The following is a 14,050-nucleotide window of genomic DNA, read 5'->3' on the forward strand; positions in this document are numbered from 1 at the left end:
TTCACAAAAACTCAGAAGTTATCCGCTTGAGATTGGGGGAAATAAGATATATATTCCCATCAATCCCGGCATCGTCCCTCGGAGGGTGAAATCATTGGATAAAGAAATCATTGATCGATTAATCAATATCGTCGGGAAAGATAACGCTTCAATCAACCCTGTGGATTTAGTCTGCTATTCTGTAGATTGTTATGCAATCAAACATGGCACAATGCCTGACATCGTCGTTCGGCCAGGCAATATTTCGGAAGTCCAAGAGATAATGAGAATTGCCGATTTATATGCCATCCCAGTGGTTCCTCGCGCTGGTGGTTCGTGCCTTACAGGCGGATGCGTGCCAACGAGGGGCGGCATTGTTGTTGACTTGCAAAGAATGAACAGAATCCTTGAGGTGAAAAAAGATGATTTGTCGGTTACTGTTGAACCTGGTGTCGTCTTCGCCCAACTCAACGCTTATTTGAAGAAATACAATCTCTTTTTCCCTCCAGACCCGGCGAGTGGTGAAATCTGCACGATCGGAGGAATGGTTGCAGCAAATGCTTCTGGTATGAGGGCAGTTAAATATGGGGTCACAGCTGATTATGTGACAGGTTTAAAAGTCGTGCTTCCAGATGGCAGACTGTTGAAAACTGGTGGTTCAGCGAGAAAGACTGCTTCTGGATACGACCTTATTCATCTTTTTAACAGGTCGGAGGGGACGCTGGGAATCATCGTCGAGATCACTTTAAAACTCAGGCCGCTGCCGAATTTTATCATGAGCGCCGTGGCGGAATTCGACGAACCAGAAGATGCTGGGAGAACTGTAGCCAGGACGATCGCGTCTGGCGTTATTCCCGCGGCTATCGAGATTCTTGATTCAATCGCCCTTCAAGTCATGCGCGAAGAAGCCCATCTTCCTCTGCCTGATGTCGGGGCTATGCTCTTCTTAGAGTTTCACGGTGAGGATAGAGCCGAAGTGCAGAAGACTTTTAACCGATTCAAGAAAATCGCGATGGAAGAAAAATGTAGGGAACTCAAAATTGCAACCGATCCAGACGAAATGGAGAAGTTATGGGCGGCGAGAAAAAGATTATTTGCGACGCTGACTCGATTGAAACCATCCCCCATTGCAACGGATATCGTTGTTCCTCTTTCTCAGATCCCAACGGCTATTAAGAAGATTCGTGAAATTTCGGAGAAATACGACATCAAGATTACAACCTATGGGCATGCTGGTGATGGCAATGTTCACTCGCTTCTCCTCGCGGATCTGAGAGTTCCCGGTGAATCTGAGAGAGCGCACAAAGCTCATGACGAAATCAACAGAATGGCAATCGCCCTCGGCGGGACGATCACGGGCGAACATGGGATAGGACTCGAAAAGAAATCGCTAATCGTTGAAGAGCACGGAGAAGTCGGATTGGATATTATGAGACGCATCAAAAAAGCCATCGATCCAAAAGGTATCATGAATCCTGACAAGATCTTCGAGGTGTGAGCAATGTCGGAGATATCATCGCTGGAGAAATACAGAGATGCGCTAGAATACTGCATCAGGTGCGGATTTTGCAAGGCGAATTGCCCTTCCTTTGGACAGATTGGTTGGGATTCCGCAACGGCAAGAGGAAGAATGACATTCATAAAAGCGGTTCTGAACGGAGATATCAAGATCGAGGAGGAAATGGCAAAGCGTCTTTTCACCTGTACCACCTGCGGCGACTGCGAACAGCGATGTCCTCCAGGCGTGAAGACGGTAGAAATTATCGAGGCTGCCAGAGAAGAATTCGCGAAACGCGGTCTATCACCTGAGAAACACAAGAAGCTCGTGGAAAGGATGCGCGCTGAACACAATCCATACGGAGAGAAAAACGTGGCAAAGAACAAATTCAGACGTTTGCCTGAGAACGCGGATATCCTCTATTTCATTGGATGCACAGCGGCGTTTAGGAGTCCCGACACGGTTATCGCGACAATGGACATTCTTGATGCTGCCGGTGTTAAGTACAGAGTGCTTGGCGAGGATGAATGGTGTTGTGGATCTGTTTTAAGGAGGACAGGTTTTATTGATGAGGCCGAGCGATTAAAGGAACATAACATACAAGCTTTCAAAGGGAACGGCATAAAAACAATCGTAACCTCATGCGCCGGTTGTTACAGAACGCTCAAAAAAGAATATCATATGGAGGGAATTGAGGTCCTGCATATTACTGAGTTCGTTGACCGATTGATCCAGGAAGGTAAATTACAAGTGAAAAAGAGTCGCGAAAAAATCACATATCATGACCCATGTCATCTCGGAAAACACATGGGCATATATGACGCGCCAAGAAGAGTACTGAAAAGATTGGCGACTCTTGTCGAAATGGAACATTGCCGTGAGAATTCGATGTGCTGCGGGGCCGGTGGTGGGGTCAAAGCTGCTTATGGGGAGATAGCAATTGGCATTGGTGCAAAGCGTATGGCCGAGGCGAAAGCGAGCGGTGCACAGAAAGTTGTCACGCCATGTCCCTTTTGCAAAACGAATCTCAGTGATTCATCGGATTGTATACCTGTTGTAGACTTTGCGGAATATGTTGCTTCGAAGATCAAAAAGAAAACACGCTGATCGACGATCCGCCTTACACTAGTAATCATACGAAATTAGGACATTGTTAGTTCCGATCATAATTTGATAATCCCAGATTTTTCACCGCAATTCTTTTTTTGAGTGCAATATGGTAATTTACATTCGTAATTCGAAGTCGCGGTTGAGAGCAATTACGGAGAACTTCGAAACATTCATAAGCGTCTAATCGGATAGGGTAAACAGGGGGTAAAATATGGCCAAAGCATTTGTTTTAACAAAGGCGGGAGGCCCCGAAAACCTCAAGATGATGGACTTCCCGACTCCAAAGGCAAAGCCTGGAGACATCGTTGCTGATGTCAAATTGTGCGGTGTCTGCGGAACGGATACCCATATTATTTACGGGAGACTACCAGTACCAATGCCGCATATTCTAGGACACGAATGGTTCGGAACTGTGCGCGAACTTGGAAAGGGTGTCAAGGTGGATTACACAGGAAAGCCGCTGGAAGAAGGCGACTATATTGCGACATGTCTCGCGAAATGCAACAACTGCTGGTACTGCCACAACCTGCCAGGAAGAGAGAGCCTGTGCATGAATATGGATGTCGTCGGTATCAGCACTCATAAGGCGACGGACCCACCACACTTCTGGGGCGCTTTCGCTGAGCACGTCTACATTCCATCGCACATCCCAGTGTTCAAGTTCCCGCCAGGTTTGACCGAGAAGGAAATGGTATTGGTTGAGCCCATGGCTGTAGCGACCAGATCCTTCAAGAGGGCGCAGTCTGGTGGAACGGACTGTGCGTATGCAGGTGAAGGAGTTGACCCATCCCAGACCGTTGTCATCCAGGGTCTTGGTCCGATCGGCCAGTGCCACACAGTTGTCAACAATGTATACGGCATGACAAACATCATCGGTATCGACATTGTCCCGAGCAGGCTCGAGCAGGCAAAGAAGATGGGTGCGACAGAAGTCATCAACATGAAGGATTACCCGACAGTTGAAGATCGTGTTGAGAAGATTATGGAGCTGACAAACGGAATTGGTGCAGATGTCGTTATTGAGGCAACTGGTGTACCTGCGGCATTCTCGGAGTCGTTCAAGCTTGTCCGCCGCGGTGGAACGATCGTTGAAATGGGGCACTTCACAAACACCGGAGAAACCACTGTGAACCCGCATGTCGACTTCTGCAACAAAGAAGTCAATGTCTTCGGCAGCTGGGGATACTCCAAGTTTGAATACAGAACGGCCATTGCTGTCATGATGAAGGCAAAGAAGATGGGTATCCCATTCGGAGAGATTTGTGCCGAGATCGCACCGCTAGAGGATTTGCCAAACCAGATCATAAGGCAGGAGAAGAAGCTATCTCCAGGTAAGATTGCAGTAAGGCCTTAGAAGGATCTTAAGGCAGTGGATTTGAAGATCCACTGCTTCTTTCTATCATTTTTTAAATCGTTTGAAATTTGAACTTCATTTTTTGAAAATCCAACGAATGTTTTCGAGAATGAGAAATCACAAGAAATAAACATCTCTCATGAAAAATCCAGGGGTGAATGGTATAAAAAAGAAAAACAAGGGATAATTCGATGGAAAGAACTTGAGTCTCTTACATCTTCAACGCTTTTTTAACTTCCTCGTATCTTGCTTTCTGTTCTGGTGTAAGGTTAGGATCACTCTCGATTTTTGAAGAAATCTTACCCCACAGCCATTCCTTGTGCTGCTCAGGTACCCTGCTCCATTTCTTCTGAACAATATCGATCGGAAACTCAGCCTTCATGATAAATCCAAGGATCTTCCTTTCTGCTTCATCTTCCAAATGCATCGACATAAAAGCGCACATGGGGGCAGGAATCAAAAAGACGACATATAAGGGTTTCGGGCAGACAAAGATCGTCTGCCTCCATTCTCAAGAAAGGTTTTTACGAAATTCCTTTCATCCTCTGATTCTCTTCAAAACCTCATCTTCCCTGATGCCCGAAAGTACACGTGCGTATTCCGCTTTCGCCGCGAGATTTCCCTGCCTTAGGATCATGATCCTCTGCGCCTGTGGAGAGCCAGCGCCATGCATTGATTCGATGAGGGCAGTCCCCGTTGAGATGTTTTCTATCAACCGTATTAGCCTCGCTCTCTCTTCCGCCGATACACCCTCTTTTGCTTTGAGATACTTCTGAAGATACTTATTCACCTTTGGATTCTGGAAATCCTTCTGCGATGGCAGTGTTGCGACAATCCCGCCTGCCAGATCCTGAGCGAGTCTTCCTATTTCGTAAATAAACCGGGTTACATTTTGCTTCGTGACATTTGCTAGCAAGGGATCAACCAAATATGCCCCAGACTTCGTTTTGAACCCCTCACTAGAACAGGCGATAGAGCAGCAATAAAGCGTCTCCGTTAGATGGATCATTTCCGTGAGCTTATCTCTAACATGGGAAGCATCTTGAATTCCGTGAGCATCGGCGAGGGCGGCGCTCGCGCCAATGATCACATCGCTAACACCAGCCTTACACCCACCGTAATTCTGTCTGTGGTAGGAGGCGAATCTTTCCACCAACATGCCAGAAAACTCGAATTCTCCAGCCATGAAAACTCTCTCATTCGGAATGAAAACATCATCGAAGATGACAAGCGCTTCTCCACCGACAATGCCATATCCGATATTCCCTCGATCAAGAGTTCTCTCGAATTTCCTTGTATCATTGGTTTGTCGCCCCAAAATGTGAATAACTCCTTTTTCATCAGAAGGGACCGCGAAAGAAACTGCATAATCAGCATCATCAGCGGTCATATTGAGTGTTGGCATGATGAGCATCATGTGCGAATTGACGGAGCCCGTTTGATGGGCCTTTGCTCCTCTAACGACGATTCCGTCCTCTCTCCTCTCAACGATATGGACGAACATATCTGGATCAGCTTGCTGGGATGGTCGCAGCCCTCGATTCCCTTTTACGTCTGTCATTGCTCCTCCAATCATGAGGTCTTCTTCCTGAACTTTTAAGACAAACCGTTTCAATCTCTCAAAATAATTGGTTCCGAGTTTCTGATCCATTTCGTATGTCGTTGTGTACAAGGCGTTCATCGCGTCCAAGCCAACGCATCTTTGGAAACACGAGCCAGTTTTTCTCCCAAGAAGCCGCAACATTTTGACTTTCTTGACGAGGTCTTCGGTACTTTGATGAATATGCGTGAAACGATTGATCGTTTTTCCCGTCAGATGGGATTTAGCAGTCATCAGGTCTGAATACTGGGGATCATGAGCTAGCTCATAAGTCATTGCAACTGCGTTGGCATGTTCCCATGTAAATGGATGATCAGCCACGTTCTCTATTCTTTCTCCGAAAACATATGCTTCCGTCTTCATCCTGCGCAGGCTATCCAGATATTGTTTTCCGTTCATCATAACGATCATCTCGATAACACGACAATGAGTAAACGAGTCTATCCTCTAATGAATATTTCTCAATGTGCGATTTGATTTAATAAATGAAGATTGCTTCTCGTCCGCGTAATCCTGTAATTCGCATCGACACTCCTGTTCAAATAAATAATTTCGAAGATTAGAAAACCATGTTTCCCGATATCTCAGCCGGTGAATCACTATGATTACGCGTGCGGTAGATACAAAAACTGTAAAAGTCACCAATAAAATAACAAGAAGAATGGTCGTGTGTGGGCAGAAATGTCAGATCATTGAGTTTGTGCTGGAGAAGGGTGCAGTGATACCTGCGCACAGACATCCTCATGAGCAGATTGGTTATGTGCAGAAAGGAAAACTCAAGATGTTAATCGACGGCCAGATCAGCATTTTAACTCAGGGAGATGGATACTGGATCGAGCCAAATGTGGAACATGAAGTCGAGGTTCTCGAAGATTCGATCGCTATTGACGTCTTTTCACCACCAAGAGAAGACTTTAAGACATAACCTAATAAGGATTGGAATCCAACTCCGGCCCAACAAACGATATCACCATCACGAAATCATAAAAAATCATGTTGGAAAGAGATTTCTAAGAAGTTCGACCAGAACGACAAGAGCGATCGCCATTCCGATGACAAACCAGGGATTGATCTTTATCGCTTTTTCATCTTCCGATTCAAAATATCTTATTAATCCTGCTGCCGATTGAAAACCCTCACTCTTTTTCTTGGGCATACATCACTCTGATTTTTCATCGTCGTATTTATAGATTATCAATCAGCTCACCGTGCAACTTGTGCGATTGAGGACAAAAAGATAGATTGATTCAAGGTCGCTCTGTCCATAGATTTATATTTTAACTACAGATTCTTCCGTCTCGGTACGATGCATTGGGCAGACGTTATTGCGAGATCCCTGACCTCAACGACAGACAACCATCTTATTTCCACAGGGATAAGTCCCTCTGGTTTTATTCATGTTGGTAGCTTGAGAGAGGCAATTACTGCAGGCGCGATTCAGAAGGCACTCACAGGTCTTGGAGCGAAGGCAAGACTTATCTATCTCATCGATTCCTTCGATCCCCTGCGAAAAAGATATCCCTTTCTCCCTGAGGATTTCGAGGATGAGGTGGGCAGGCCACTCAGTCATGTGAGGTGTCCGTGTGGATCCCACAAGAACTACGCCCATCATTTCATTCAGCCATTCTTGGAAGCTCTGGACATCCTTGGAATAAAACCTGAGATATATTGGACTCATGAGCTGTATGCGAAAGGCATATTCGCTGATGCAATCGATACGGTCATCAATGCCAAGATGAAGATTGTCGAGATTTTGCGGGAAGTCACAAAAAGAGAAATCTCGGATGACTATTTTCCATATAATCCACGATGCAGCTCGTGCGGGAAATTTGCTGATGTCGAAATTCTTCGATATGAGCGCCCATTCGTTTACTATCGGTGTAGATGTGGGAATAATGGTAAAGCAGACATTAGGAAGGATGATGGGAAGCTTCCCTGGCGGATCGAATGGGCAGCAAAATGGAAAATTTTCGGCGTTACCTGTGAGCCATTTGGCAAGGATCACGCGGCCGCAGGCGGATCATACGACACCGGCGTGAGATTCGCTCGGGAGATTTTCGGAATCAAGCCGCCGTTTCCCGTGCCGTACGAATTTGTACAGCTTAAGGGTAAAGGGCAGATGCACAAGTCTACAGGTTCCGTAATTACGGGAATTGACGCCCTTAAAATCACACCCGCACCCGTCCTAAGTTTCACAATCCTCCGATACAATCCAGATCGTCATATCGATTATGATCCTGGTCTTGGGATTCTAGAAATGGTTGATGAATACGATAGAATTGAAAGGCTATATTACAAAGGCGGCGCGGAGGAGAAGGAACTGGATTTACTCCGCGCTTACGAACTCTCCCAACCGAAATTCATCAGAACTCAGATGCCACTTCAGGTACCGTATCGACATCTCGTCAACGTAGTTCAGATCACCGACTCATTCGAAGGTGTGATCGAGATTCTAAAAAGGACTGAACACATCTCCGAGATCTCACAGCTTGATGCAGAAGTATTATGGGAAAGAGTGCAATGCGTGAAATATTGGCTTCAGCACTTTGCGCCCGATGAGGTAAAATTTTCGCTGGCGATGGAAACGCCAATAATAAAATTGGACGAGGTGGAAAGCGCTTTTCTCAATTGTCTCAATGCAGCGTTAAGAGACATCGATTGGGAGGCAGATACAATACATAACAGCATATATGGCTGCGCTAAAACGAGCGGACTGAGTGCAGCAAAGGCATTCCAACTCCTCTACCAGATCTTCATCAACAGAATGTCGGGACCGCGACTAGGCTACTTCTTTTCGACACTCGATAAGAAATTTGTGCTCGCAAGAATTGAAAGCGTTTTGCATGCACGATAACCAATGGTATACAGACCCAAAACAGGAAAGATCAAGAAGTTTCAATCAAATGATACCAAGTTCCGTCAGCTTTTCTGGCAAGTACGTATCTGTTACATAATCCAGGCCGTATTTTGCTAGCGCCTGCTGCTCCGCCTTCTTTCCGATTTCAAGCATCGTCTCGATTTCATTTCGCCAGAATTCGTCATTGAATCTCGGATCATTGAGCTCAGCATTCAATGCGCGGATATCCATATCTGTCAATTTGTCCGTTGGCAGATCATAATTGATGATGTCTGATGCAGTGATGCCAATGAACTCAGCGGTGGGCGTTGCAAGATACTCGGAAATATGGGCGGTCTTGATCGCACCGTAGGCGACTGATGCGAAAATCCTGAAGGACCAGGGATCTCCATCGGTGAATACAACGACAGGCAATTGTAGCTCTTCATTGAGCCGTTTGATGAATCGTCTTGTACTTCTTGCAGGTTGCCCTTTAAGATGGACAAGGAGTGCGTCGAACTTTTCATCAAAGCCGTTTTCTACCAGGCGGTCAAACATACCGCCAGTTTCAATCGCTATGACGAATTTCGCGCTCGTTTCGATTAATTCTATTTTTTCTTTTTCTACATTATACGGGATACTGTAACCAGAATCCCCAACATCATCTCTGCAGTTAATACGTTTTAGCTTGCCCTTTCTGTCGACTTCTGTGATCGTCAAGTCTCCGATGACACTCGCGCCGTTTTCTTCGGGTCTCAGTTTGAAATCCTCTCTTAGGCATTTGGTGACAATTTCCAGATCCTCTGCCAGTAAATTTGATTCATCCTGTGATGAAAACTTTGCTTTCCCCCATCCTTCCGAGATATAATACATCTCTCTCAGAGTTGAAGACTTGTTATTTGCGATCATGTCCTCGATGAATTCAAGAACAAACATCGTGCGGAGAAGCATCTGGGCACCTCTCGTTTTCTTTGCTGTCCGCGCACCCATCGCTTTACCGTATTTCCAAACGCCGAGTTTGGGATCGAATTTGATATTCCCTTTAGTTCTCAAAGGAATCAGCATCTTCGGAACCTTCCCCTCACTGATCTGATCGTAAATCGAATTCGCAATCTCGTATAATCTGTCTAAGGCTTCCCCATGCCTCTCACTACTCGTCACTTAACACCTCCCCCTCTTCATCGTAATCAATCTCTTCTTCCTCTTCCTGTTCGGTCCCGCTCTCAGCACATACATCGATCTCTTCGATCTTCATGTCCTCAAGATCCCAGTCGCCTGGCAAAGGATCGGCCCCAATGACAAGAACCGGATTGATACCGCTCACATAGATCTCATTCTCATCATAACTATCGGCATCCAGTCCAACCAGTTCGAACGAGATCTCAACCTGATCAGTTGACGGTATGCGGTCGAGCTTCCAGGTCAATTTGCTGTTTTCTCTAATCTCGGACGGTTTGGGCAGGATGCTGTTCGTATCCAACGACTCAGCGGGAACGACAACGTGGAGAAGCAGACTCTGTGTTTTCGGTGTGTAGTTATAGACAGTAATCTTCACCCTATGTCGGTTGTTTTCATAAGTCACGGAGTCTTCTATCCAGACAACATTCATAATTTTAGTAATCGTTCCTTTCAATGACGGCACTTCTTTTCCAACGATTTTCGAACATTTCTCGGCAATCAGCGGGAGAATCTCCTGGACGATCTCAAATTTGGCGCGCGTCTTCCCCTTCATTTCTTTCTTATGCAGGTGAGTCTTCAGTTTCCTTGCACAGGCTTTTAATGCAAGTTGAATTTCTTCGAGAAATTCCGGAATATTCGCAATCGCTTCCTTTGCTTCAGAGGTGAATGGAATTTTTGTGGATGCGACGTGAACAAGGATGATGGCTGGTCCGTATGGAATACCTTCGCCTCCCCGTTGTTCAAAACCGTATCTTCTCCAGTCCATCGTCTCGATGGCCTTTGTGATTACACACGCGCCCTGCTGGTAAAGAAGCGGAACTCTATTTGCGAACCTCAAAATTGTGACCGGTTGATCACATGGTAAATTCCCACCGTAAACGATTCCTGCCTCAACGACAAAGGGATTCCCAGAGTAAACTCGAGGCTGTCTAGTCACTGGCGGAGCGTAGAATTCCGGTTTATACTCCTCGAGAACATTTTTGAGTCCTTTTCGAATCAGAGTTTCACCGATTGGAGAAAGGCAGTCTGTCGGAGGAGATTGAATTCGCACTTGGGACATCGCATCAAGAAGCTGTTTGTACTGCTCGAGCGTCAGTTCCTGGGGTTTTGAATCCCCACTCAACCACGCCTTCTCACAGATCTCCTTCGCAACACGATCACTTATCCTGTTGAACTCATTCTTCAGGAAACCGAGGAGCTTAGTTTCCTTCGTCGATTTTGCCATGTTGATGAGCATACCCAATTCAATACCATATGGATGCGGTCGAATTTCACGCGTTGGCGGTGGGAGCTTGTCGGTCGCCCTTTGAAAAATATATTTTTTACCATCAGGATCGTTGAAAATAATCGTTGCATGGGGATTAACGATAGCCGTTTGTCTCAGATACTCGAGCACGGATTGTTTCCCCGAGACATAGCGTCCTTCCAGCCACATTTCGATCCTTGTTCCATGCTCCTTCTCGTCCCAAATGATGAATTCTCTACTGAGAACATCTGGCTCATTCTTTCTTGTATTGATTTTGATCTCCATTTTCGCCGCGGGCTCATCTTTTTCGGTTTTTGAGGTGATAATGGCTGGCCTTCCAGTTGTCATCTGACTATACAAGACCGCTGCGGAGATCCCAATGCCTTGTTGGCCCCGTGCCTGGCGAAGTGAGTGGAAACGCGAGCCGTACAAAAGCTTGCCGAAGACATTGGGAATAACCTTCGGAACGATGCCTGGTCCATTATCCTCGACGGTAATTTTGAATTCATTTTGACCCGTTCTCCTTATATCAACTATAATCTCAGGGAGTATTGACGCCTCTTCGCAGGCATCGAGTGAATTATCCACGGCCTCTTTCACAGCCATTAACAATGATTTCGTCGGCGAATCAAAGCCAAGGATCTGGCGATTCCTCTCGAAGAATTCCGAAACCGATATTTCCCTTTGTTTCTTTGCGAGCTGCTCAGCAATAGAGGCCATACTAAATCCCTTAAATCTCTAAAGATTCGTTTGGTGCATCCCAGCTGTATTATTCTTGAAGTCATAAATAAAGATTACCTAGGGGAGATCAAAATTAGTCAATCCTTGAATTCCTTGCCGCAATTCCAGCATTTCTTGTCTGACTGCTTAACTTTTGCTCCGCAATCAGCGCATATCATTTCATCTTCCTCATCCTCGAAAGGCTCTCCGCACTGAGGACATTTCTTTGCATCGGGAGGGACTTCAGCACCACATTCAGAACAAACGAATTTTTCCACCGTTTTTCCTTTGCTAGCTTTCCCTGTTTCTCTTTCCTTATCTAAAGCCTTTTTGTCATCAATCTTCCCTTTTTCTTCTCTCTCTTTTCTGATTTGTTCCCTTCTCGCTTTTGAGGTATCCATCCACCATGATAAGGCGAGAATCAGGTAGAAAAGAACACCAATCTGAAGGAAAACGATCAGAAGACGAGTGTAAAGAAGTTGCTGAAACAAAATATCATCAGGAATGCTAAGAGGACCGAAACCCCAGTAAGTCTTGGTTCCATTCGAAGAGAATTGATACTCAAAGACCCCTTCCCAGAGTGCAACATCCGTCGAAAAAACATATCCATTGTCGACCTCTTGTAACGGTGTCATGTTAATGATTAGAGGCGAAGTATATGTCCAAAGATCTGTGATGTTAACTTGCACACTACTTTCGTTTGTTCCATTGATTAGAGTGACCTCGAAATGATAAACTGTTGATGCATTTCCGCGGTATGGCGTCACAGTCCCATTCACAAGAAATCCATTTTCGGAACTTACGACATCTCCTCCATATCCGGTGAAATCATAATAACTCTTAATACCGAAAGAAATTCCAAGAACCAAAAATAAGACGATTCCGAAAATTGCCAGCTTCTTGCGATTGGTCAATCCAAAATACTTGGGAAGACCGTAGGCGATCAGCGCGATTGCGATTGAAATAAAGCAGAGATAATACCATAGGAATAAAAGAAGTACAGCTGATACAATAAATGTCAAAACGATGACCATAGGAAGTGCATACTTCTTTTTCTTAAAAGCCGCAAGTTGTTTTTTTAGTTCTTCCGTAAAACTCATTGCTTCCGGATAATGAATAACGCTATTTTAGGTTTCCTGATGGTATATAAAAGATGCATTTGCCGTTCTACATATTACCATCCGGGCAGCACACATTTTTTACGACAAACCAGTCAATAAGAATCTGCTTAATGCTCAAATTATCAAAAATGGCGAACAGAATGAACTCACTTCCAAATCATTTTCGTTTACGCTGCGGCAGATCATGCTATTGTATTTTGTATGAAATAAGACCAGCGATTTTTGGAGCCGATCGGCAAACCTCATTATAGGGATCAACATTCTTTGGCAAATGGTTTTCAATATAATCGTTAGAAAGGGATAAATCTGCCATATCGAACGTATCTCGCAGTTCATTCGAAAAAATCCTCATCTCATTCGGCGGAAAGGTTGTTTGATGCGGTAGGCGCAGATAAGTAATATATAAAGAGTGAGTGATGCGAAAACTCTCTTTTAATTGAGGGAACTTATGAAAACGGCGGTCGTAGCGATCGGAGGAAATGCGATTCTGAAAGCCGGCGAGGAGGCAACATTAGAAAATCAGCTGAGAAACCTTGATATGACGTGCTCACACTTGGCCAGAATGATCAAAAACGGATATGATCTCGTAATAATTCATGGAAACGGGCCTCAAGTTGGCAACATATTGTTGCAAAACGAGCTCTGCAAGACAGAGATTCCATCGATGCCTCTCGATGTTTGCGTTGCGGAATCTCAGGGACTTCTTGGCTACCTCATCCAACACTCGCTGACCGCCGCTCTGGCAAAACAGAATACTGAAAAAACTGTGACATGCATAGTCACGCGTGTGCTTGTAGATCCAAAAGATCCCGCATTTGAGAAGCCAACGAAGCCGATCGGCCCGTACTATTCTCAGGAAGAGGCAGAAGACCTGAGAGTTGAAAGAGGCTGGACGCTCGTAGAAGACATCAAGAGAGGAGGCTATCGAAGAGTCGTTCCATCCCCCCGTCCGATTTCGATTCTCGAAGCTAGTGCAATCAGGAAACTCGTTTTTGGGGAAAAGGGACAAAAAGAGATCGTCGTCGCCGCTGGCGGAGGTGGAATACCAGTCATCAAGAAGAGTTATGGATATGAGGGAGTGGAAGCTGTCGTTGATAAAGATTTTGCCGCATCAGTTCTCGCGCGAGACATCGGAGAGAAAACATTGATTTTCCTTACGGACATCGACCATGTTTATGTAGACTTCGGAACCGATCGGGCGCGTCCTCTTGAAAAAGTGACTCTTGAAGAAATCGAAGAATATGTCGAAGAAAAACAGTTCCCTCCCGGAACGATGGGGCCGAAAATCGAGGCCTCGATCGATTTCCTGAAATCCGGCGGGAAATCGGTGGTCATCACATCACCCGATCTTATTGAGAAAGCGCTTTCTGGAAAAGCTGGCACAAGGATTTACGCTGGTCGGTGATG

General features: G+C 45.4%; 12 protein-coding genes. 6 read left to right on the forward strand and 6 right to left on the reverse strand.

Features of this window, described 5'->3' with window-relative positions:
- Positions 1 to 94: 94 nt before the first annotated feature.
- From H5T41_03815 to H5T41_03825, 3 genes are all read left to right on the forward strand, one after another.
- Positions 95 to 1,477, forward strand: a complete 1,383-nt coding sequence (locus H5T41_03815; protein MBC7107902.1) for an FAD-binding protein — start codon at positions 95 to 97, stop codon at positions 1,475 to 1,477.
- 3 nt (positions 1,478 to 1,480) lie between these two features.
- Entirely contained in the window at positions 1,481 to 2,584 is a 1,104-nt protein-coding gene (locus tag H5T41_03820; protein ID MBC7107903.1) for a (Fe-S)-binding protein, read from the forward strand.
- A gap of 214 nt (positions 2,585 to 2,798) precedes the next feature.
- The gene (locus H5T41_03825; protein MBC7107904.1) at positions 2,799 to 3,941 is read left to right on the forward strand and encodes a zinc-binding dehydrogenase; all 1,143 of its coding nucleotides are present in this window, start codon (positions 2,799 to 2,801) and stop codon (positions 3,939 to 3,941) included.
- A 211-nt stretch (positions 3,942 to 4,152) separates the two neighbouring features.
- On the opposite strand, the gene H5T41_03830 is transcribed toward H5T41_03825, so the two are convergent.
- Together H5T41_03830 and H5T41_03835 are read right to left on the reverse strand one after the other, a co-directional pair.
- The gene (locus tag H5T41_03830) at positions 4,153 to 4,374 is read right to left on the reverse strand and encodes a hypothetical protein (GenBank protein ID MBC7107905.1); all 222 of its coding nucleotides are present in this window, start codon (positions 4,372 to 4,374) and stop codon (positions 4,153 to 4,155) included.
- Between the two features lie 105 nt (positions 4,375 to 4,479).
- Complete coding sequence (locus tag H5T41_03835; protein ID MBC7107906.1) at positions 4,480 to 5,943, reverse strand: 4-hydroxyphenylacetate 3-hydroxylase family protein; 1,464 nt, start codon at positions 5,941 to 5,943, stop codon at positions 4,480 to 4,482.
- Between the two features lie 199 nt (positions 5,944 to 6,142).
- Here H5T41_03835 and H5T41_03840 point away from each other — a divergent pair, with 199 nt between their 5' ends.
- A complete protein-coding gene (locus H5T41_03840) occupies positions 6,143 to 6,466 on the forward strand; it encodes a cupin domain-containing protein (GenBank protein MBC7107907.1) in 324 nt (107 codons plus the stop codon).
- 66 nt (positions 6,467 to 6,532) lie between these two features.
- On the opposite strand, the gene H5T41_03845 is transcribed toward H5T41_03840, so the two are convergent.
- On the reverse strand, positions 6,533 to 6,697 hold the full coding sequence (locus H5T41_03845) for a preprotein translocase subunit Sec61beta (protein ID MBC7107908.1): 165 nt from the start codon (positions 6,695 to 6,697) through the stop codon (positions 6,533 to 6,535).
- A 150-nt stretch (positions 6,698 to 6,847) separates the two neighbouring features.
- Between H5T41_03845 and H5T41_03850 the strand changes: the two genes are divergently transcribed.
- Positions 6,848 to 8,395 (forward strand): lysine--tRNA ligase, encoded by a 1,548-nt coding sequence (locus H5T41_03850; protein ID MBC7107909.1) that lies wholly within the window; start codon positions 6,848 to 6,850, stop codon positions 8,393 to 8,395.
- Positions 8,396 to 8,440: 45 nt separating this feature from the next.
- On the opposite strand, the gene H5T41_03855 is transcribed toward H5T41_03850, so the two are convergent.
- The 3 genes from H5T41_03855 to H5T41_03865 form a co-directional block, all read right to left on the reverse strand.
- The gene (locus H5T41_03855) at positions 8,441 to 9,538 is read right to left on the reverse strand and encodes a DNA topoisomerase IV subunit A (GenBank protein MBC7107910.1); all 1,098 of its coding nucleotides are present in this window, start codon (positions 9,536 to 9,538) and stop codon (positions 8,441 to 8,443) included.
- Positions 9,528 to 11,522, reverse strand: coding sequence for a DNA topoisomerase VI subunit B (locus tag H5T41_03860; GenBank protein ID MBC7107911.1), 1,995 nt, complete (start codon positions 11,520 to 11,522; stop codon positions 9,528 to 9,530). The genes H5T41_03855 and H5T41_03860 overlap by 11 nt, the downstream gene beginning before the upstream one ends.
- 98 nt (positions 11,523 to 11,620) lie before the next feature.
- Positions 11,621 to 12,622, reverse strand: a complete 1,002-nt coding sequence (locus H5T41_03865) for a zinc-ribbon domain-containing protein (GenBank protein ID MBC7107912.1) — start codon at positions 12,620 to 12,622, stop codon at positions 11,621 to 11,623.
- A gap of 469 nt (positions 12,623 to 13,091) precedes the next feature.
- Here H5T41_03865 and arcC point away from each other — a divergent pair, with 469 nt between their 5' ends.
- The gene (arcC, locus tag H5T41_03870; protein ID MBC7107913.1) at positions 13,092 to 14,048 is read left to right on the forward strand and encodes a carbamate kinase; all 957 of its coding nucleotides are present in this window, start codon (positions 13,092 to 13,094) and stop codon (positions 14,046 to 14,048) included.
- Positions 14,049 to 14,050: the final 2 nt, after the last annotated feature.

Source organism: Methanomassiliicoccales archaeon (genome assembly GCA_014361295.1).
Lineage (GTDB): Archaea > Thermoplasmatota > Thermoplasmata > Methanomassiliicoccales > JACIVX01 > JACIVX01.